This is a genomic window from Flavobacterium salilacus subsp. salilacus (assembly GCF_004634195.1).
GTDB classification, from domain to species: domain Bacteria; phylum Bacteroidota; class Bacteroidia; order Flavobacteriales; family Flavobacteriaceae; genus Flavobacterium; species Flavobacterium salilacus.
Map to the genome: position 1 here is coordinate 246683 of NZ_SKBP01000001.1, position 21291 is coordinate 267973.

The 21291-nt window shown below is 38.4% G+C and carries 23 protein-coding genes; 14 read left to right on the plus strand and 9 right to left on the minus strand.

The window, feature by feature from the left end:
* Positions 1 to 14: 14 nt before the first annotated feature.
* The 4 genes from E0W68_RS01245 to xrtF form a co-directional block, all read right to left on the minus strand.
* Entirely contained in the window at positions 15 to 2252 is a 2238-nt protein-coding gene (locus E0W68_RS01245) for a TonB-dependent receptor plug domain-containing protein (protein ID WP_135217587.1), read from the minus strand.
* 64 nt (positions 2253 to 2316) lie between these two features.
* The gene (locus tag E0W68_RS01250; RefSeq protein WP_135217588.1) at positions 2317 to 2742 is read right to left on the minus strand and encodes an HYC_CC_PP family protein; all 426 of its coding nucleotides are present in this window, start codon (positions 2740 to 2742) and stop codon (positions 2317 to 2319) included.
* 37 nt (positions 2743 to 2779) lie between these two features.
* Complete coding sequence (locus E0W68_RS01255; RefSeq protein ID WP_135217589.1) at positions 2780 to 3235, minus strand: exosortase F system-associated membrane protein; 456 nt, start codon at positions 3233 to 3235, stop codon at positions 2780 to 2782.
* Complete coding sequence (gene xrtF / locus E0W68_RS01260) at positions 3213 to 3764, minus strand: exosortase family protein XrtF (protein ID WP_225990311.1); 552 nt, start codon at positions 3762 to 3764, stop codon at positions 3213 to 3215. The genes E0W68_RS01255 and xrtF overlap by 23 nt, the downstream gene beginning before the upstream one ends.
* A 76-nt stretch (positions 3765 to 3840) precedes the next feature.
* Here xrtF and E0W68_RS01265 point away from each other — a divergent pair, with 76 nt between their 5' ends.
* The 3 genes from E0W68_RS01265 (at position 3841) to E0W68_RS01275 (ending at position 7136) form a co-directional block, all read left to right on the plus strand.
* The gene (locus tag E0W68_RS01265) at positions 3841 to 4302 is read left to right on the plus strand and encodes a GAF domain-containing protein (protein ID WP_135217591.1); all 462 of its coding nucleotides are present in this window, start codon (positions 3841 to 3843) and stop codon (positions 4300 to 4302) included.
* 131 nt (positions 4303 to 4433) lie between these two features.
* Positions 4434 to 4703, plus strand: coding sequence for a 30S ribosomal protein S15 (gene rpsO, locus E0W68_RS01270; protein WP_135217592.1), 270 nt, complete (start codon positions 4434 to 4436; stop codon positions 4701 to 4703).
* Positions 4704 to 4850: 147 nt separating this feature from the next.
* Entirely contained in the window at positions 4851 to 7136 is a 2286-nt protein-coding gene (locus E0W68_RS01275; RefSeq protein WP_135217593.1) for a polyribonucleotide nucleotidyltransferase, read from the plus strand.
* Between the two features lie 98 nt (positions 7137 to 7234).
* Here E0W68_RS01275 and E0W68_RS01280 read toward each other — a convergent pair whose 3' ends face one another.
* Positions 7235 to 8116 carry a hypothetical protein gene (locus E0W68_RS01280; protein ID WP_135217594.1) on the minus strand — a complete coding sequence of 294 codons (882 nt, stop codon included), beginning with the start codon at positions 8114 to 8116 and terminating at the stop codon, positions 7235 to 7237.
* A 44-nt stretch (positions 8117 to 8160) separates the two neighbouring features.
* Here E0W68_RS01280 and E0W68_RS01285 point away from each other — a divergent pair, with 44 nt between their 5' ends.
* From E0W68_RS01285 to rpe, 4 genes are all read left to right on the plus strand, one after another.
* A complete protein-coding gene (locus E0W68_RS01285) occupies positions 8161 to 8520 on the plus strand; it encodes a TM2 domain-containing protein (RefSeq protein ID WP_135217595.1) in 360 nt (119 codons plus the stop codon).
* Between the two features lie 7 nt (positions 8521 to 8527).
* Positions 8528 to 8842 carry a DUF2752 domain-containing protein gene (locus E0W68_RS01290; RefSeq protein ID WP_135217596.1) on the plus strand — a complete coding sequence of 105 codons (315 nt, stop codon included), beginning with the start codon at positions 8528 to 8530 and terminating at the stop codon, positions 8840 to 8842.
* Between the two features lie 257 nt (positions 8843 to 9099).
* Positions 9100 to 9963 carry a sigma-70 family RNA polymerase sigma factor gene (locus E0W68_RS01295; protein WP_114677033.1) on the plus strand — a complete coding sequence of 288 codons (864 nt, stop codon included), beginning with the start codon at positions 9100 to 9102 and terminating at the stop codon, positions 9961 to 9963.
* A gap of 306 nt (positions 9964 to 10269) precedes the next feature.
* Positions 10270 to 10932 carry a ribulose-phosphate 3-epimerase gene (gene rpe, locus E0W68_RS01300; RefSeq protein WP_135217597.1) on the plus strand — a complete coding sequence of 221 codons (663 nt, stop codon included), beginning with the start codon at positions 10270 to 10272 and terminating at the stop codon, positions 10930 to 10932.
* A gap of 6 nt (positions 10933 to 10938) precedes the next feature.
* On the opposite strand, the gene E0W68_RS01305 is transcribed toward rpe, so the two are convergent.
* Entirely contained in the window at positions 10939 to 12654 is a 1716-nt protein-coding gene (locus E0W68_RS01305) for a patatin-like phospholipase family protein (protein WP_135217598.1), read from the minus strand.
* 178 nt (positions 12655 to 12832) lie between these two features.
* On the opposite strand from E0W68_RS01305, the gene E0W68_RS01310 reads away from it, so the two are divergent.
* Both E0W68_RS01310 and E0W68_RS01315 read left to right on the plus strand, forming a co-directional pair.
* Positions 12833 to 15073, plus strand: a complete 2241-nt coding sequence (locus E0W68_RS01310) for a TonB-dependent receptor (RefSeq protein ID WP_135217599.1) — start codon at positions 12833 to 12835, stop codon at positions 15071 to 15073.
* 1 nt (position 15074) lies between these two features.
* Positions 15075 to 15527 carry a thioredoxin family protein gene (locus tag E0W68_RS01315; protein ID WP_135217600.1) on the plus strand — a complete coding sequence of 151 codons (453 nt, stop codon included), beginning with the start codon at positions 15075 to 15077 and terminating at the stop codon, positions 15525 to 15527.
* Positions 15528 to 15530: 3 nt separating this feature from the next.
* Here the strand turns inward: E0W68_RS01315 and E0W68_RS01320 are convergent, their stop codons facing one another.
* Positions 15531 to 16493 carry a GlxA family transcriptional regulator gene (locus E0W68_RS01320; protein ID WP_135217601.1) on the minus strand — a complete coding sequence of 321 codons (963 nt, stop codon included), beginning with the start codon at positions 16491 to 16493 and terminating at the stop codon, positions 15531 to 15533.
* Positions 16494 to 16673: 180 nt separating this feature from the next.
* Here E0W68_RS01320 and E0W68_RS01325 point away from each other — a divergent pair, with 180 nt between their 5' ends.
* From E0W68_RS01325 to E0W68_RS01345, 5 genes are read left to right on the plus strand one after another with little or no spacing between them, the layout of a single operon-like run.
* Complete coding sequence (locus E0W68_RS01325; protein WP_205435309.1) at positions 16674 to 17093, plus strand: DoxX family protein; 420 nt, start codon at positions 16674 to 16676, stop codon at positions 17091 to 17093.
* Positions 17090 to 17656, plus strand: coding sequence for a dihydrofolate reductase family protein (locus tag E0W68_RS01330; RefSeq protein WP_135217603.1), 567 nt, complete (start codon positions 17090 to 17092; stop codon positions 17654 to 17656). Before E0W68_RS01325 ends, E0W68_RS01330 begins: the two co-directional genes overlap by 4 nt.
* Positions 17657 to 17686: 30 nt before the next feature.
* Positions 17687 to 18142: a VOC family protein gene (locus E0W68_RS01335; RefSeq protein ID WP_135217604.1), complete on the plus strand. Its 456-nt coding sequence runs from the start codon at positions 17687 to 17689 to the stop codon at positions 18140 to 18142.
* 38 nt (positions 18143 to 18180) lie between these two features.
* Positions 18181 to 18558, plus strand: coding sequence for a VOC family protein (locus tag E0W68_RS01340; RefSeq protein WP_135217605.1), 378 nt, complete (start codon positions 18181 to 18183; stop codon positions 18556 to 18558).
* Between the two features lie 39 nt (positions 18559 to 18597).
* A complete protein-coding gene (locus tag E0W68_RS01345) occupies positions 18598 to 19107 on the plus strand; it encodes a DinB family protein (RefSeq protein WP_135217606.1) in 510 nt (169 codons plus the stop codon).
* Position 19108: 1 nt separating this feature from the next.
* On the opposite strand, the gene E0W68_RS01350 is transcribed toward E0W68_RS01345, so the two are convergent.
* The gene (locus E0W68_RS01350) at positions 19109 to 19909 is read right to left on the minus strand and encodes a zinc-dependent peptidase (RefSeq protein ID WP_135217607.1); all 801 of its coding nucleotides are present in this window, start codon (positions 19907 to 19909) and stop codon (positions 19109 to 19111) included.
* Between the two features lie 39 nt (positions 19910 to 19948).
* Positions 19949 to 21229 carry a kynureninase gene (gene kynU, locus E0W68_RS01355; protein ID WP_135217608.1) on the minus strand — a complete coding sequence of 427 codons (1281 nt, stop codon included), beginning with the start codon at positions 21227 to 21229 and terminating at the stop codon, positions 19949 to 19951.
* Positions 21230 to 21291 lie beyond the last annotated feature (62 nt).

Below are 21291 nucleotides of genomic sequence, written 5' to 3' on the forward strand. Positions count from 1 at the left end.
AAAAATTTTCTGATTTACTTTATCTTAAATCGTAATCCGGCATAATACATCTGCCCAAAAACAGGCGCATATACTATAGAAGTATCAAAATAGGGACCAAAAGGATCGCTTGCTCCTAAAATTGCTTTATCCTGACGGTAGTTACCTATATTTTCTCCACCCACATATACTTCAAAAACGCCGGAAAAGGTACGTGTTATTTGTGCGTTCATTAACGAAAAAGCAGGTGAATAATTGCCCATTTGTTCCTGCACAGGGTTAGTGCCCGTATAAGGCAAACGCTGTTTGCCCAGCCAATTGTAGGTAAAGTCGAACTTCCATTGCTTACCGCCTTTTTTCACGTGGGTTTCATAGCCTACATTGGTGAAAAACCTATGTTTTGACTGCAATGGCATTTCGGCAGTACCGGAAGTATAGTCGGTAGTAACATCATAGTACTTATAAGCCGTACGGATATTGAAGTGATGGGTTATCTCATAGTTTAACTCCAATTGTAAGCTATTAGCCGATGATGCTCCTTCAAGGTTATAAAACTGTACCTGCTGTGGTGAAGCAAATACATCAACCACTGCACGGTTCTCAAAATCTGTTCTATAAAAATCGACAACAAATTCTGCATTTTTATTGAATAGTGTAAAGCCCTGCATAAAGCTGACGCCATAATTCCAGGCAATTTCAGGGTCAAGCCCGTACACCTTACCGCCACTGTTTAAAATATTTAACTCACGCGAACTGCCAAAATAGGCTTGATTTTCAGCAAATATATTAGCTGCTCGTTTACCTCTGCCTGCCGAAGCTCGCAGCACCGCTTTGTTCCAAGGGTTATAGCGAAGGTGCATTCTGGGTGTAAAGAAAGCGCCTAAACGGTTGTGCACATCAAAACGCCCCCCTGTAACAATACTAAAGTTATCGGTATTATCATACGTATATTCAAAAAATGCACCTACCGAGTTATCTATTCTGCCTACATCTGTAGTGTTTACAAACTCATCATAGTTATCGTAGGTAAAGTTAATTCCTGTCGAAAACTTATTGAGTGTATTATTTATAATAGAGTTGAAAATCAGGTTAGAATAGAAACTCTTTTGGTCGATATCATATTGTTTCAAACCAAAATAAGATTCCTGCTTGTGCCAGTTGTAAGCCGTTTGTATCCCCATACTCTGAAATGGCATATCAGGAAAAACATACCCAAATTTTGCCGAAAGGTCTAATTTATCAGTATTAATTTCAGAACCCCAGTAGTTTGTGGTAAGTTTATCCCTGTCCGGATCAAAATCAAGTTCGCCTGTTTGTTTTTCATCACGCATATAGCGTGCATTAATGAAACTTACCCAACCTTTCTCGGCATCAGTATATTGCCAACGGTTCATTACGTTTACCTGTTTTGCCAATGGGTTATCCAGGAAACCGTCATCATTCATATCATTTTTTGCCACACGGGTATTACCGTGTACAAAAAGGGTGCTGCTCCACTTGTCAGACACTTTTTTGTTAAAGTGCGTGTTCAACTCAAACCGTCCACCTGTAGAACCATAGGCATTCAGGAAAAACGGAATGTCATTTACAGGCTTAAGAAGTTCATAATTTATTTGTCCCGATATACTCTCATATCCATTAACCACAGAACCGGCACCTTTGGTTATCTGTATGCTCTCTACCCATGTACCCGGCACGAACGACAACCCATAAGCCTGAGATGCACCGCGAACAGCAGGTATGTTTTCCTCTGCAATAAGCAGGTACGGGCTGGTAAGCCCCAGCATTTTTATTTGGCGTGTACCTGTAAGTGCATCCGAAAAGTTAACGTCTATAGAAGGGTTGGTTTCAAAGCTTTCGCCTATATTACAGCAGGCAGCTTTCAGCAGTTCTTTACTACCCATGTTCGATACATTAGCCGTTTTTACATACGACCGCTCCAAACTTTTTCTGTTTTTTGTTACCTCCACTTCATCCAGTTCTTTACCGCTTGAAAGTTTCATGGTATAGGTTATATAGTTGGGCGAAGCTATACTTAGTGTATCAGTACGGAAACCGATATAGCTTATTACAAGTTGTGTATTTTCAGAGCTGTAAGGCAGGTTAAAAGTACCATCCTCTATAGTAGATGTACCAATAGTGGTGTTAAGCCAGTATAGGCTTGCACCGGGCAGCGGTTGTTTTTTGTCGTCCAGTATTTTTCCGCTAATGGTTTCCTGTGCCTGTGCAAAGGCAGCAGTAAATAAAAATAAAATTAAAAATATTTTACGCATATAATAGTATGTAATGTTAATAATAATTTTGTTCCACAATGTGGATAAAAGATTATAACATTACTTAGGCGTACAGGGTATAACGGCAATAGAGTTTAAAGAGTGGCGGTGCGTTGGTCTCGCAATAAAAAGCGGGAGTTTGCTTTTTTACTACAGGGGTTGTACCATAAAACGCAATGGGCTTCCATTCATTTATGATGCAAAAATTGACAAGGTCTAATTGTAATGATTTTACAATGATGAGATTGTCTGCCTTATCTTTCAGTTTTACAAGGTCGTTTTTACAGCAGCTTTTATGGCTGTCTTGAGCCATACCACAACATGCTCTTGCCTCTTTTGCATGATGGTCGTTACAAGGTTCTTGTACTTTATAAGCAAAAGAAACTTCGGAAATCTGACCTTTGCAATAATGCACATTAAGCGCAAGCCCCATATTGGCTACCAATATCAGGAAGGACAAAACGAAACTTATGTGCTTTTTTAATTGCATAGTATGCAAAATTAGTTATTTACTGTTTATATAACAGCTATTTACCTGAAAAATTTTCTGAACGTACTTTTTTTTGATAATAAAAAGCAGGTATAAAGAGTATTAAGAATAAAGGCTGTATTAAAAAACGCCTGATATAGAATAACAATAACATATCGACTTCATCTGTACTGAGCACTATATAAAATGCCGCTACAAGTGCTATAAAAAAAAGGATATATAATACAGTACAAATTTTTATAATTGCCTTGTCTTTAAAAACAAGGTAAATTATGGCTAATGATAATACCGTATTGAGCAGGTATCGAAAAGCCAACCCTCCGAAGAGTTTAAGATTGTCGTATAGTGGCAATTCTTTCGATTCTGCTCTAAAAAAAGCAAGGAAAGGATCATAAAATAGCTGTTCCTGAAAAACCCTCACTAATATAATCAGTACAAGCAATACCATTATAGCAGCTATAGTACCCGCGTTAAGCTTTATCTTCTTTTGCATTTCCTGAAAGTTTCATTACCCACACTACCCATAGTGCAAACACCACACCATAAATAAACAGCGGGAAAAGTATATCGTGCATTAGCTCCTCATATTGGGGGTAGTAATAAAAACCAAGCCCTAACAAGGCTATACGCACTATATTTAAAATATGTATTATTACTATTCCTGCTATTATGTATAGGGATGTTCTTTTAAAAGTAGTTGAAAATGCAATAATAAAAGCGGTAAACAGTATCATTACACTAACGGCGTTACACCCTTCAACAATTCGGGCAACACTATCGTTATTTACATAAAAAACATAGGATGCTTCTTTTAAATGGGGTTTTATATGTGCTTCTTTCCCTATTAACTCTACAATATATTCAGACTGTTCTGCTACCAATGTAGTCATACCGTCAACCTCAAAGTTTTCTGCATCAAACTGCCTCAGATATAATGAATAAAGTACCGAAAGTATAAGGTAACTCAACCCGAACTTAATGAGAAAAAGAAAAAAAGGACGGTTTTTTTGCCAGACACTCATTAGATAATTTTTAACAAAAATAAGTAAAATAAAATGAGGTTTAATAAATACATTTGTAGTAAAGAAATATACAAAAATGACATTTGAAGAGCTAAAACCAAAAGTAACCAATATACTGTACCAAAATAACGGTCTGCGTGACGAAAAGTTATTGCAGCTATGCCACATGCTTAAAGATAATATAGACTATTATGACTGGGTAGGGTTTTACTTTAGAAATGGCGATAAAGAAGAACTAATTTTAGGTCCCTATGCAGGCGAACCTACTGACCATACCGTTATACCTTTCGGTAAAGGCATTTGTGGACAAGTGGCGGTTTCCAATAAAAATTATGTAGTACCTGATGTAAATGCAGAAGATAACTATATAGCATGCAGTATTTCTGTAAAATCAGAAATTGTAATACCTCTTTTTGTTGACGGTAAAAATATAGGGCAGATTGATATTGACTCTAACGTGATTGATGCTTTTACCGAAAATGACGAGCGCTTCCTCGAATTTGTAAACAATGAAGTAGCAAAAATGTTTAAAAAGTAATGCTTTTAAATAAAATTGTTACAAAAACGCAATAATAAAATAACCTATTGCCAATATAAAAAATATAATTACCTTTGCAGCCAATCAGGAAAATCCTGAATATACATAATAATTATTTAAATAATATTGGCATGTACTTAACTAAAGAAGTTAAACAAGAAATTTTTGAAAAGCACGGTAAAGCTGCAACCAACACAGGTTCGGCAGAAGGTCAAATCGCGCTATTCACATTCAGAATCAACCACCTTACAGAGCACCTGAAAAAAAATCGTCATGATTATAATACAGAGCGTTCTCTTGTAAAACTGGTAGGTAAACGAAGAAGCCTGCTTGACTACCTGAAGAAAAAAGAAATCAACAGGTATCGTGAGATTATCAAAGAATTAAACATCAGAAAATAATCGAGATGAAAAGAGGTGCCTGCGCGCCTCTTTTTGTTTTTAGATAATGCAGAAAAAGTTTTGGTTTTTCATTGGGTTTAAAACAACTACACAACAACAACTACAACACAACTAAAACCCATTGTTTAATCAAAAGTATTAGAATTTATGATTCCAAATGTAACAAGAGAGATTATCGATCTGGGAGATGGAAGAAGTATTTCGATCGAGACAGGGAAACTTGCCAAACAGGCTGATGGCGCTGTAGTAGTACGTATGGGAGATGCCATGCTACTTGCTACAGTGGTATCGGCAAAAACGGCAAGCCCGGGTGTTGACTTCTTACCATTAACCGTTGATTATCGCGAAAAATTTGCGGCCGCGGGTCGTTTTCCGGGAGGTTTCTTTAAGCGCGAGGCACGACCAAGCGACAGTGAAGTACTAACTATGCGATTAGTGGATCGTGTACTGCGCCCGCTTTTCCCTAATGATTACCATGCCGAAACGCAGGTAATGATACAATTAATGTCGCATGACGAAGAGGTAATGCCGGATGCATTGGCAGGACTTGCAGCATCGGCAGCACTTGCCGTATCTGACGCTCCGTTCAGCACACTTATATCAGAGGTGCGCGTAGCGAGAGTAAACGGCGAGTTTATAATCAATCCAAGCAAAGCACAACTTGCCGAGTCTGACATCGATATGATGATAGGTGCTTCAGCAGAGTCTATTGCTATGGTTGAGGGCGAAATGAAGGAAATATCTGAAAAAGAAATGGTTGAGGCAATTAAATTTGCCCACGAAGCCATTAAATTACAGATTGCAGCCCAAGAAAAACTGAAAGCTGCCGTAGGCAAAGAAAGAAGAACGTATGAAGAGGAAAGAAATGACGAAGCTATTTATGCTAAAGTACGCGAACTATCTTACGAAAAATATTTTGCCATAGCGCAGGAAGGTTCTTCAAAACAAGAGCGCTCCGAAAAATTCTCTCTTATTAAAGAGGAAATAAAAGCAGCCTTTACAGAAGAAGAGCTACTTGAAAATGCCGACCTTATTGGTAAATATCTTTCTAAATCGCAAAAAGAAGCGGTAAGAAATGTAATTCTTGATCTTGGACTTCGTCTTGACGGAAGAAAAACGAACGAGATACGCCCAATATGGTGCGAGGTAGATTACTTACCGTCAGTACACGGGTCTGCCCTGTTTACAAGGGGAGAAACACAGGCACTGGCAACAGTAACACTGGGTACATCCCGCGAGGCTAACGTTATTGACTTACCTACTGATCAGGGAGAAGAAAAATTCTACCTGCATTACAACTTCCCTCCTTTCTCTACAGGAGAGGCAAAACCGCTAAGAGGTACATCAAGACGCGAAGTTGGGCATGGTAACCTTGCACAACGTGCGCTTAAAAACATGATACCACAGGAAAATCCATATACTATACGTATCGTATCAGAAGTATTGGAGTCTAACGGTTCATCATCTATGGCAACAGTATGTGCAGGAACACTTGCACTTATGGATGCCGGTGTACAAATGAAAAAACCGGTATCGGGTATTGCCATGGGACTTATCTCTGATGAGAAAACAGGTCGTTGGGCGGTGTTATCTGACATCCTTGGTGACGAAGACCACTTAGGCGATATGGACTTTAAAGTAACCGGAACCGCAGATGGTATTACTGCCTGCCAGATGGATATTAAAATTGAAGGTCTTGCTTATGATATCATGGAGAAAGCCCTTGAGCAGGCAAAAGAAGGTCGCCTTCACATATTAGGCAAACTAACCGAAGTTCTTGCTCAACCAAGAGAAGAAGTTAAGCGTTATGCTCCTAAAATTATAAAAGTAACCATACCGGGTGCGTTTATAGGTGCGCTTATAGGACCCGGAGGAAAAGTAATACAAGAACTTCAAAAAGCATCGGGTACTACTATTGTTATTAACGAAGTTGATGAGCAGGGAGAAGTTGAAATACTGGGTACAAGCCCTGAAGGTATTGATATGGTACTGCGCAAAATAGACTCTATTATATTTAAACCGCAAGTTGGAGAAACATACAGCGTAAAAGTTGTAAAAATGCTTGACTTTGGTGCTGTGGTAGAGTATATGGATGCTCCGGGTAACGAAGTATTGCTTCACGTAAGTGAATTAGCTTGGGAACGTACTGAAAATGTAACGGATGTTGTTAATATGGGCGATATATTTGATGTAAAATACATTGGTATAGACCCTAAAACAAGAAAAGAGAAAGTTTCGAGAAAGGCATTGTTACCACGCCCGCCAAGGGATGAGAACAGACCTCCGAGAGAAGACAGAGGACCAAGAGATGACCGCCCGAGAGATAACAACAGAGGCAGGGATAACCGAGGTAGAGATGACAGAAACTCACGAGACAGAGATAACAACAGGGAACGCAGAGAGGGTAACGATAGCGATACCAGCGAGTCGTAAATCCAAATCGGCTTACACCTGTAGGATTTCAAAATAAAAAAGACCGACGATTGTCGGTCTTTTTTATTTTATATAATTTGATTATAAGCCTTTCCGGGTTATTTTCCGGCACTTTTTAAAATCGTGATAGATGCACTTTCTCCTTCTTTAAGATTAGACATCAACTCAAAAACACGATCATTATCTATAAGCTGCATCATTGCTGTATTTGGCTTAACATCTCCTTCATTAACCGCTGTTATTTTAAATACATTAGTTGTTTTAAGATCAATCGTAATAACCTTTTTCTTTTTAGTTATTTTATAATTGTTTAAATAAGGCTTATCGTTAAGGTAAACCATTATCATATCACCATCTTCTTTTCCCGCATCCCAAATTTCCAAGTGTACTTTATCCGATTTTGCAAAAACATTCAGGTTTTGATCTTTAATAAGTGTATTCACTTTAAGGCTGTCTAAAATAGCTATCGGGTTTACTTTTCGCTTCGTTTCTTCGTCAACTTTCTTAGATCGCTGTATTTTTTTGTTGATTTTATTAAGTGCCTTATCAATTTTTTTTGATCCTATAAGTGTAATTGTACCGTCAATACACTTCTCATTATTCTTAAAAAGCCCTTTAAAATCTCCTTCAAGAGCACTATTATCATTAACTAATTTTACCTTTCCGCTAAAGTTGATAAAACAAAACATATCATCACTTATTGGCGATTTGGTGTATAAAATATCTTCTTCTCTAAATGTAAAAACTTTGTTTTTAGAATTATATGTCCCTTTTACGATATTTTTAGTTTCATGAGCCCCGCCAAGATCTGTTACGGAGTACCCTGAAATTTTACCATCCTGCTCTGTAAACACTAATCTGTAGGCTATAATTGTCTCATCCTTACCATTTAACTTAACCCCTCCATAATATTCATATTTTTCTTGTGAAAAAAATGTTGTAGAAATCATAAAGAAAGTTAAAAAAAGTATGTTTTTCATTTATAGTTTTTTATATATTTGGCACAAACTTAAAACATTTATCCATGAAATTAAAATTATTATTTTCGATGATTGCACTATTGATGATTTCAATAACTGCAACTTATGCTTCTTTCCCTGTGCAAAGAACTACAACTGACAATGTAACAGTTGTTGAAGAGGAAAATGACGAATTAAGCTCTCCTGCTGCTGCCGCAAGTGGTAAAAGCCAGCTTATCGCGTTACTACTTGTTATCTTTGTAGGTGGTATTGGTATTCACCGTTTTTACCTTGGTTACACTTGGCAAGGTATCGTTCAGTTACTAACTCTTGGTGGTTGTGGTATCTGGGCTCTTATTGACCTTATCAGAATCATTACCGGTGACCTTCAACCTAAAGACGGAAAATATTCTAAAACCCTTTAATTAGAGAATGTTAAGAAAAGTTGTCTTTTATACAAGGGTATGGGTAACTATTCTGGCTCCTGTAGTTTTACTTTTTTTACCTGCTGATTTTTTTGATAAGGGCGAAAGTATTTGCCTTTCCAAATCATTAGCCGGTATAGAGTGCTACGCATGCGGAATGACAAGGGCAGTAATGCACTTTATACATTTTGAATTTGAAGCCGCATGGGAGTTTAACAAGTTATCATACATTGTAGTGCCTCTTTTGTTTCCCTTATGGCTAAAAGCCGTATTTGAAGCGCAAGGCAAACAATTACCCGGAATTTTAGGCAAACTCACTTAAAATAAATCCATGTTATTAAATTGACTTTTAATAACACAATAAAAAATAAAATCCCTGCTATTACGGCAGGGATTTTTTTATGCTGTCATTCCAACCTATTCATAGCTTTTTATTCCTCTAATAAAAAAACATAACCAACAGATTGTAAGACGAATACATTTTTTAATTAAAAAATTGTTGCTCCTGTGTAACTTTTTTGTATCCCGCTACGTATAACTACTCACATACATACTTAAATTAGTCAGGATTTTTATTAAATGAGACAACTTAAAATCACCAAGCAGGTAACCAATAGGGAAACTGCATCTTTAGACAAGTACCTTCAGGAAATTGGAAAAGTAGATTTAATTACAGCGGATGAGGAGGTAGAATTAGCACAACGTATAAAAGCCGGAGACCAGAGAGCACTCGAAAAACTTACAAAAGCCAACCTGCGTTTCGTAGTATCGGTAGCAAAACAATATCAAAACCAAGGATTAACCCTTCCCGACCTTATTAACGAAGGTAACTTGGGGCTTATTAAAGCCGCACAACGTTTTGACGAAACTCGTGGTTTTAAATTTATATCGTATGCCGTATGGTGGATTCGTCAGTCGATACTTCAGGCACTTGCCGAGCAATCGCGTATAGTACGTCTTCCGCTTAACAAAATCGGTTCTATTAACAAAATTAACAAGATGTATGCTTTGCTTGAGCAAAGCAGCGAGCGTGCGCCTTCGGCAGAAGAAATTGCCAAAGAGCTTGACATGACCGTTAACGATGTTAAGGAGAGTATGAAAAACTCAGGGCGTCACCTATCTATGGATGCGCCACTTGTTGAAGGAGAAGATTCTAACTTGTACGATGTACTGCGTTCAGGCGAATCGCCAAACCCGGATCGTGAATTAATACACGAGTCACTTCGCACCGAAATAGAGCGTGCTCTTGAAACACTTACCCCTCGTGAGGCTGATGTTGTAAGACTTTACTTTGGTTTAGGAGACCAACATCCTATGACGCTTGAAGAAATAGGTGAAACTTTTGACCTTACCCGCGAGCGTGTTCGCCAAATTAAAGAAAAGGCTATCAGAAGATTAAAACACACCTCGCGCAGCAAAATTCTTAAAACGTACCTTGGGTAACGTTAAAAAGTGTAAAAAATTATATTCTTAATTTTATAATTTGTTTATAATTTGTATTTTGGCTGCACAATATTGCAATTCAACGAATAAAAATATATAACGTACTTACAGTTCAATAACTGTTCGTTTTTTGATTGATGATTGAACTCCGGCTGATTACCGGAGTTTTTCTTTTATATATCCTGACGTAATTGGTTTTAGTTTTTCTTAAAGACCGTTTTTATGTATTGTACTTTACAACTTTCTACTTTATGACTTTACGACCATAAAGAGTATCTTTGCAAAATAAACACACAACACTTAATGATGAAAAATACACTAATAGCCCCGTCTGTACTTTCGGCAGATTTTGCTAATCTGCAACGCGATATCGAAATGATAAATAACAGCAATGCCGACTGGTTTCATATCGATATAATGGATGGCGTATTTGTACCTAATATTTCTTTTGGCATGCCGGTGCTGGAAGCTATTACCCGCCATGCCAAAAAAACCATTGATGTACACCTCATGATTGTAAACCCTGACCAGTACATTAAAACTTTTGCACAGCTTGGAGCTACCAATTTAACGGTACACTACGAAGCCTGTACCCACCTGCACCGCACGCTACAGGCTATAAAAGCCGAAGGCATGAAAGCAGGTGTTGCATTAAACCCACATACTAATGTGAACCTTTTGGAAGATGTTATAAACGACATTGACCTGGTTTGCATGATGAGCGTTAATCCGGGTTTTGGCGGGCAGTCGTTTATAGAAAATACGTATGCCAAGATTACTAAACTAAAAGAGATTATTATGAAACACAACGCCCCTACCCTTATAGAGATAGACGGCGGTGTGAGTGATAAAAACGCAGCCAAGCTGGTAACAGCAGGGGCAGATGTATTGGTGGCAGGTAACTATGTTTTTAAATCGGATAATCCTGTTGCTACCATTGCCGAACTGAAAAAAATTACCGCGATATAATCGCTGTTATTTTTTATCCATAAGTTTCCACGTTATCATTGATTCCTTTATCGAATTTATTATTTTATCAGTCAGCATTCTGTTTAAAACTACCTTGCTACCGATAAATAGTAAGGCTCTGTTAACAAAATTTAGCTTAACGATATTAATAGTAACTTTTTGAACCCTGCGTTTTACGTGGGGTTTTAGTTTATCTATAACATCTTCTTTAATAACAGGCCAGTTGCTGCCATTGCTAAATGTGGGCATAGGGAAATAATCTTCGCCGGGGTGTTTGGAGAAAATGGGTATTATCTGATAGTAATTATCTTTTGATGATTTAAAATCTTCAATATTTATACCGGCATAGCCATTCCTGAAAATCGGGTTTTTAGTAAGCGCCTCTTCAGGTACCGTAAAATAATCTCTTAAAAATATTTCGCAGTTAAAGCGACCTAAATAATAGTCGTGCACCCTGAACTCCTTGCTTATAAAACCTCCGAAGCCTGCCAGTGTACCACAAGCAATGGCATTTTCGCCAAAGGCATCTACTGTGTTGCCGTCGGGATCTTTAAAAAAACGGGAGGGCGATATCAGGAACTGACCGGCATATCCTTCCTGCATAGCAAGCATATAATCTTCCGGCTTCACTTTCATCTGATTGGTTACGGCTGTAAGCAATTTTCCGAAAACAGAAAGCATATCTTTTTCAAAACTAAATGCCGTTTTATCATCTTTCGACTTGCTGGGGAACGGGTCTATCATTAAAACGGTATTAACAAAGGTGTTATAATCCGTATTCATTTTAACAACTTCATCGTCTTTAATTTTAGAAGATTGGGCTTTTGTAATATCATCCAGTACCTCCCTTACCTTTTCAAAAGGTTCATTATTAATCATCCCCCCATCAACATTCAACGTTTTATAATCTGCCGTACTGTCCTCGGCGTTTGGAAAATAATTCTTCAGCCATTTGGATTTATACACGTCATTAGCCTTCCTGTTCAGTTCTCTGGATTCCAAACCAATAGGAAAAGCACCGGTAGCCATAGCCGCATCCTTTGCGGTTTCCACATTATCGTTATTCCTGAAGCTCAACGGAATCCACCCTTCCTCTATTTTTGCTTTTTCCTCGGGAGTATCATACAGCCCAAAACAGGCATAATCATTATGCACCGTCATTACATATTTTTCTCTGCTCACATCAGCATTAAAATCAACATTATAATCAAACCCTTTAAGGTTGGAGAGTGTAGTAAATATTTTAACAGGAGTTTCAAAATAGGCACGAGGCGGTTTGGGTCTGCCATGGTCTATTGTAGTCACTTTGTCGGCAATTTCATCTATAAATTGGGAGTTGAGCAATGCTACCACATTATCATTCTTTTTTATATCCGATGTGCCTAACATTTTTACAAACATATCCTCTCCTAAAAGATCGACCCAAGCGTTATAAAACCTGTTTTCAGGATGTTCTTTCAGTATATCTTTTTGTTGTGGAACAGGAACGGGTGTTATTTCATCTTCTAATGCCGATGCAGTAATTATACCTGTCATCCCTCCTGCCGAAGCTCCGCCAATAACAGGTATTGCTACTTTATGAGTAGGTATACCGGGATTTCCTCGTTGCTTTTCCCACTCTTGTAAGGCTTCAAGCAAATAATCTACTACTCCGGCTGTATAGGCTCCGGCAGAAACCGCCCCTGCCATACACAACCCTACCCTGAAAGTATCATTTTCCATATTCAGTAATTTTTTAGTTAATAAGCAATATCAAATCTAAAACATTTTGAGGATACAATTGCTACCTAATAGTAGGTATTCATCTTGTAAAATGTGTTCAAAATATAATTTTCTTTCAAAATATTTTTTTAGACAAACCTAAATATATACTTTTGCGTAACTAATTTTAAAATTAGACATGAAGATATATTATGTATTTATTCTGCTTATAAGCAGTATGGCATTTTCTCAAAACGGAAGTATTAAAGGCAAAATAACAGGCAACGGAGCGGCAGTTCCCGCAGTAATGGTATCTATACCGCAATTAAATATTATTATTGCTGCCGATGAAAACGGTAACTATGAAATTAACGGTGTTCCTTATGGTACACATCAAGTACTATTTGATTTTATAGGCTTTAAAACCGAAAAAAAGAAAGTAAAAGTAGATTCAACTATTCCTGTAACGCTGAATATACAGCTACAGGAAGACAATATGGCTTTGGAAGAAGTAGTAATAACCGGTACAATGAAGGAAATAAGCCGAAGCGAAAGCCCTGTTCCCGTAGAGATTATAACTCCTAAACTTTTTAAAAAGAACCCTACAGCCAGTTTGTTCGAATCGGTAGGGATGGTAAACGGTGTGCAACCACAACTTAATTGTAACGTGTGTAACACAGGCGACATCCACATCAATGGTATGGAAGGACCTTATACGCTGATATTAATAGATGGTATGCCCATAGTAAGTGCGCTCTCCACCGTTTACGGGCTTAACGGAATACCTAACAGTATGGTAGAGCGTATTGAGGTGGTAAAAGGTCCTGCCTCTTCACTATACGGCTCTGAAGCTATGGGTGGTATTATTAATGTAATTACCAAAAGCCCGTACAAAGCCCCCGTGATAAGTGCCGACAGCTTCCTGACGAGTTGGGGCGAGCTTAGTATGGACGTTGCAGGGAAAATAAGCGCAGGAAAAGCCACCTCATTAATCGGGGTAAATTACTTTAACTACAACAGTCGTATTGATAATAACGGGGATAATTTTACCGACCTGACGCTGCAAAACCGCGTTTCAATATTCAATAAATGGAATTTTGAACGCAATGAGAATCGGGTAGCAAGTGTTGCAGCACGCTATGTATATGAAGACCGTTGGGGTGGCGAAATGAATTGGGACAAGCAATGGCGCGGCAGCGACAGCATATATGGCGAGAGTATTTACACTAAACGTGCCGAGCTTATAGGGCTATATCAGCTCCCTGCTTCTGAGCGCATTTTTACACAGTTCTCATACAACTGGCACGACCAAAACTCATGGTACGGAAACATCCCTTATATGGCAAATCAGCATGTAGCTTTCCTGCAAACGTATTGGGATAAACCTTTAAGTGATGCTCACAGCCTGCTCTTGGGGGCTTCTATGCGCTATACGGTATATGATGATAACACGCCCGCCACAGCATCGGCAGATGGTACGAGCAACGAGCCTGCCAAAACGCCGTTACCCGGTATTTTTGTACAGGATGAATGGACAATTAACAAAAAGCATAAGCTACTGGGCGGTTATCGTTTTGATTATGATAAAAATCATGGGGCAGTACACTCGCCAAGAGTAGCTTATAAATTTTCACCTAATACGAACAACACTATACGTGCCAGCTTTGGGACAGGGTTTAGGGTGGTTAATCTTTTTACGGAAGACCATGCCGCCCTTACCGGAGCACGTGAAGTAGTTATTGCCGAAGAACTTAACCCCGAACGCTCCTTTAACGGAAACCTGAATTATGTATTAAAAGTACCTACGGACAGTTTCTTTTTGGGGTTTGATATTACAGGCTTTTACTCCTACTTTACCAATAAAATTGTAGGCGATTTTGACTCTGACCCTAACAAAATTATTTACGACAACCTCAGGGGGCATGCCATATCACAAGGGATATCGTTAAACGTTGATGCTACCTTTACTTTTCCGTTAAAAATACTTGCCGGAATATCGTATATGGATGTATTCCAGATGGAAGAAAATGAAAACGGAAACTTAGAACGCACGCAGCAACTGCACGCCCCAAAATGGTCGGGTACTTTTGTGGGTACTTACCAACTACCAAAAAATTACAGTATGGACTTAACAGGAAACTGGTACGGCCCTATGCGACTGCCTATACTGCCTAACGATTATCGCCCGGAGTACTCGCCCTGGTTTTGTATTGCTAATGTACAACTAACAAAAAAGTTTGATTACGGATTGGAATTTTATGGCGGCGTAAAAAATATTTTCGCCTTTGTACCTAAAGACCCCATTATGAGACCTTTTGACCCGTTTGATAAAAACGTTGATTTAGATAACCCTAACGGTTATACTTTTGACCCCAGTTATAATTATGCTTCGCTGCAAGGCAGGCGGGTGTTTTTAGGAGTTCGTTATAATCTGTTTTAAGATGAAAAAAATTTGCTGTTTATTTTTACTGCTTACTCTCGCAACTCTTTACGGGCAGGAACAATATACTGTAACTTTTGAAGGATTGCCCGAAAAAGCTGCGGCAAAGCCCAAACCTATACTGATAAAAGTATATACTGACTGGTGTGCCGTATGTAAAATACAGGATAAAAAAATTGAGAACGATAAAGAACTGCAAGACTTACTCTCTGACAAGATTTACTACCTTACATTTAATGCCGAAACGACCAAAAACATACTCTTTAACGATAAAGAATATAACTATATACCCCAAGGAGCAGGGAATGGGTATCATGAATTATCGGTATATTTGACCGAAGGCAAACAGTCTTACCCGTGCTGGGTGCTATTCTCATCAAAATATGAGGTATTGGGAGTTTATAATGGTTTATTAAAGAATAGTCAATTAAAAGAATTGCTAAAAAAGCAATAGTTATTACACCACTTGCCCGCTAAACTTTTCCCTGTACATTTTGGGTGTCATCCCTACATTTCTCTTGAATAAAGAGCGAAATGTTTTCAAATCATTATAACCCGATTCCAACATTACTTCCATAATACTGTGTTTAGAAGTTTCCAGTAGTTGCTTGGCAGCTTCTATACGGGTTTTTTGCAAATATTCTATGGGTGTTATGCCTGTAACCTGTTTAAAACGCCTTGCCAGGTTTCGTCGGCTCGCGGGGACTTCGGTAATAATTTCTTCTATAGTGGCAGCAGTGCTAAAATTCTTTTTAATCTCATCCTGTGCCTGCTTTACCAATTCATCGCCATGATTGTGAACGGGCACAAACGAACCAAAATATAGTTGGCAGTTTCTGTCCATATCTACCGAGAAAACTTTTGCAGTCCTTACGGCAATTTCACGACTGCAATATATTTCCAGTAACAACATCATAAGATGAAAGCTGTTAGTTGAACCGCCACTGGTATATATCCTGTCTTGTTCGGTTACAACTGCCCGTTCCTGTACTTGTACTTTGGGGAATAATCGTGCAAAAGAAGCCCAGGCATTAATATGTGTGGTAGCCGGTTTATCATTCAGTAAACCTGTAGCCGCGAGCAAAAAAGCGCCTGTACAATAGCTTGCTATGGCAGCTCCTTTTTTATATTGTTGCTGTAACCAAGGTATCCAAGGTTTATTTAATTCTATAGATTCTGAAATCAGCATATTTTTAAATGCGGGGATAAAAATAAGGTCATACCTTTCTTCATTGTGGGCAGGTTTAGGCACATAGCCCGCATAGTCGGAGTTGTTTGCTTCCCAGCAAATCAGCTCTATCGTAAAAGGATGAGGCTTGCCCTCCTCTTCATAAAAACTGTTTACGGTTTCAAACACGTCCAGCATTGCAGCTATGCTCAGCAACCTGTGATTTTCGAGAAGTAATATACCTAATTTCATAATAATCAGTTAGTAATAATAGTGATAAGCAAATATAAAAAAGGTTTTGTCTTGAACGCCCCTCTTAATTGACTTTTTAGACAACCTTATTCTTAAATCTTTTAAGATAGCTTTGTAAACAGTTAGGAGAAGTAATTTTATCGTAATTTTCTGAGGTAAAATTATTAACTGTTTATTATTATGAAAAAATTATTATCACCTTTATCAATGGGTACTGATGCAGCTACCCTTTTACTTCGAGTAATTTTCGGAGGTATGTTTGTATATTTTGGCTATGGTAAAATTGAAATGTATGATGCCATACTACCTAACTTCGGCGACATCATCGGGATAGGTTCAGAGCTTTCGTTTCACCTTGTCATCTTTGCCGAATTCTTTTGCGGGTTGTTTGTATTACTTGGTTTTGTAACACGATTTTCCGTAATACCCATTTTCATCACCATGATTGTAGCCTATTTTGTGGCGCATGGCAATGATGCTTTTAATGATAAAATGCCTGCCTTCATTTTCATGGTGCTTTGCCTTCCTGTGTTTATACTGGGCAGCGGTAAATACTCTTTAGACTACTTTATTTTTAAACCTAAAAATGATAATACATGAGAGCTTTAAAACTCCAGGTACAAATATCAGTTAACGGTTATATTGCCGGATCTAAGGGTGAAATGGACTGGCTGGAATGGAACTGGGATGAGGATATTAAAAACTATGTAAACAACCTTCACGAACCTGTAGATGCTATTGTACTGGGCAGGAAACTGGCAGAAGGTTTTATTCCGCACTGGCAGTCTTTTTCTGAAAATCCTGAAACAGCAGATGATTTCTCCCGAAAAATGGTAGATACCCATAAAGTAGTATTTACTAATACTATTGAAGATAAAGAGGATTGGAAAAACACTGTATTTACAAGCAATGATGTAACTGAAGAGATTAACAAACTTAAAGCCGGAGAAGGCGGAGATATTATTGTATATGGCGGTGGGGAATTTGTTTCTTCACTTATAGAACAGGGGTTGATTGATGATTTCTATCTTTTTGTAAACCCTGTAGCAATCAGTAAAGGCATGCCCATATTTGAAAAATTGAGTACACCACAAAAGTTAATGTTGGTTGAAGCTAAGCCTTTTGCCTGCGGTATAACCGTGTTGCATTATAGAAACAAATAAATTTATTATTAACTATAAAAATCAATCATCATGAAATTTTTAAACCCTTATTTAAATTTTAACGGTAATGCCGAAGAAGTTTTCAATTTTTACAAAAGTGTTTTTGGCGGTGAGTTTTCTACCCTGATGCGTTTTAAAGATATACCTGCCGATGTACCAATGGATGGCTGTGTGGATATGGAAGGAAATAAGCCCGCCGAAAACGAAGGCGAAAAAATTATGCACATTGCATTACCTATTGGCAACAACATCCTGATGGCAAGCGATGTGCCATCGCACATGGGACAGGTTACGGCAGGAACTAACACTTCGTTAAGTATAACTGTGGAAAGCAAAGAGGAGGCAGACAGCGTATTTGCAGCCCTATCAAGTGGCGGAACAGTTACTATGCCTATAGATAATATGTTTTGGGGCGATTATTTCGGTATGCTTACAGATAAATTCGGCATACACTGGATGGTAAGCTTCAACACGCAACAACAGTAATAATAACAATGCTTTTTGTTAAGCTAAAAATAAAAACCATGTTAAATAACTCAAAAGCATTCAGTGGCTTCTCGGTAGATGATACAGAAAAGGCAAGGGAGTTTTACAGTAATATTCTTGGCTTAACCGTTAAGGAGGGGAATATGGGCATATTGGAACTTGATATACAAGGGAGTAATCCTATAATCATTTACCCGAAAGCGAACCATGAACCTGCCACCTTTACCATACTCAACTTTCCTGTTCCTGATGTTGAAGAAACAGTAGCCGGATTAAAAGACAGAGGAGTTGTTTTTGAAAGCTATGACTATGAAGAGCTAAAAACAGATACAGATAATATTTTCAGGGGCGGAGGTCCACACATTGCGTGGTTTAAAGACCCTGCCGGCAACATACTAAGTATTATTCAGGAATAGACGGAGTATCAATCATCAATTAGAAAAAAACGAATAATTATGTATCAGGAAACAATTAATGAGCTTGAGAGCGTATTGGGAGAAACCATCTCCCTGCTTTCTTCTGCTGAAGAAGCACAATTTAATGCTGTTCCCTTTGAAGGAAGCTGGACAGCGGCACAAACAGGAATCCATCTTTTTAAATCAGAATCGGGAATGGATAAATTATTCCGTACACCCGCACCGATTGCCGAACGTGATCCGGATGAAAATGTAGAAGGACTTAAACAAACGTTACTTGATTTCAGTAGAAAAATGGAGGCGCCGGAGTTTATACTGCCCGAAGATAAGCACTATAACAAGGAGGAAGTTGTACTGCTTTTAAAAGAACTAAGACCGGAAATAATTGAGGCTTTACAAAATACTGATTTAAGAGAAGTACCTCCGTTACCGGACTGGAACCCGCTTAAAGGTTATACTAAACTGGAATTGGCTCATTTTATGATTTACCATACACAAAGGCATAACCACCAGATAGAAAACATATTAAAAAACGTATCCGCTTCATAAACTATCCTTCCCGATAGTTAATCATTGCCCTCACATATTTATATAATACCGGAAAATGCTGTGAAAATTGCTGGGGTGTTTCAAAAAAATGCTCCAGCAATACTGCTATAAACTCAAACTGGTTGGTGTAGGCATAACTACGCAAATAGCCCGACTGTATTAAAGCATCTCTGTTATCGGCAACTTGTATATGCTCCCATATTTTATCGAGCATATCACTAAAAATAACCCGCGAGCTGCCTATTTTTCGCCTGCGGTGCGAATCAAAATGCAATACATGGGCAAATTCGTGCAAGCCGAGGTTTATATTGTCATTATCATACGAGAGTCCTTCTTCAAAATGTTTCCACGAAAAAACCACAGCCCTTGCCATAGGGTTAAATTCTCCTCTATGATAATTACCGCTTTTTGATAAAAAAATATCAGGATAAAGCACAATAACCGAGAACATATCGGGCAAATACTTCCGCATACCAAAAGTGAGCATTACTGCCGTAGCTGCAATTTTCAGTTTCATTTCGCGGGTAACCTCAAGCTCATCGCGCCCTGCAAAAGTATAATTGTTTATAAATGCAGCTACCCGATGCCTAAAGTATGATTTGCGTTTTGGCGAAAGCTTTTGATAAAATACAAAATGCTGTCGCAGCACAAATTCATCTCGTGCTGCAATAGTTTTTTTTACCGGATAAAAATGCACATATACAGGGCGGTTGAAAAGCAGTATATAGGCAGGCTCTATAATAACCCCGAAAATAAAAGCCGCAAACGCAACCAGCAATATAAGTACAGCTACTATTTCCATATTACTAAAAAGCCGAATGTACCCTCTGCTTCTCTCATCTTATTTATGTGATAAAATCCCTCGTTTTAATATTTGCCCAAATTCATACATATCTTCATACGAACAATAAAATGGCACAGGTGCAAGCCTTATAACGTTGGGTTCTCTCCAATCGGTTATTACTCCATTCTCCATCAGGTAGTCAAATAGAGCCCTGCCCTCTCCATGCAAAAATACAGATAGCTGGCAAGCACGTTCTTTAGGGTCAGAAGGGGTTATAATTTCAAAGGTACTATTTACCTCTTTGTCTATTTCGTGTAATATAAACTCGAGGTAAGCGGTTATACAATCTCTTTTTTGGATTAATGCAGGCATACCCACCTCATCAAACATTTCTACTGAGGCAAGGTACGGAGCTAAAGATAGTATGGGCAGGTTACTTACCTGCCAGCCATGAGCGCCACGCACAGGATCAAACTCCGGCTCCATCAAAAAGCGACGTTCTTTGTTATGTCCCCACCAGCCGGCAAAACGTGGTAAATCCATATCATGATGGTGCATTTCGTGTACAAATGCTCCTGATGCGTTACCCGGTCCTGAATTCATATATTTATAGCTGCACCATGCTGCAAAATCTACATTCCAGTTGTGCAGTTCCATACCTATATTACCTGCTGCGTGGGCTAAATCCCACCCCACATATGCCCCAACAGCCTGTCCGGCCGCCGTTATGGTTTCTATATCAAATACCTGCCCGGTATAATAGTTTACACCGCCTATGAGAACGAGTGCTAATTCATCTCCTGCTTCTTTTATGGTATCCAGTACATCTTCGGTACGAATGTTATGCTCGCCTTCCCGCCTTTTTATTTCAATAATAGCATCGTTTGGGTCATAACCATGAAAACGCACCTGACTTTTTATCATGTACTGGTCGCTGGGGAATGCTTTTTCTTCGCATATAATTTTATACCTGTTCGGTTTCGGATTATAGAAAGTAACCATCAGCAAATGCAGGTTTACCGTAAGGGTATTCATTACTGTAACTTCGCTGGGCAGCGCGCCTACTAATTTGCTTAAAGGCAATGCAAAACGCTCATGGTAATCCCACCAGGGCTTATCGGCATAAAAATGTCCTTCTACAGCCAGCTTAGCCCAGTCGTCCATAACCTCATCTACATAGGCTTTTGTTCTTTTGGGTTGCAGCCCTAAAGAGTTTCCTGTAAAATAAATTACCTGCTTACCGTTTATATGCGGAAAGATAAATTCATCCCGATATTTAGCCAGTTTATCTTTTGAATCGAGTTGCTGTGCAAATTCGCGTGTATTTTGAAATTCCATTATTGTTTGTTGTTTGGAGGGTAAAAATAAGCAAATAAAAAAAGAACAAAATAAAAAATCCT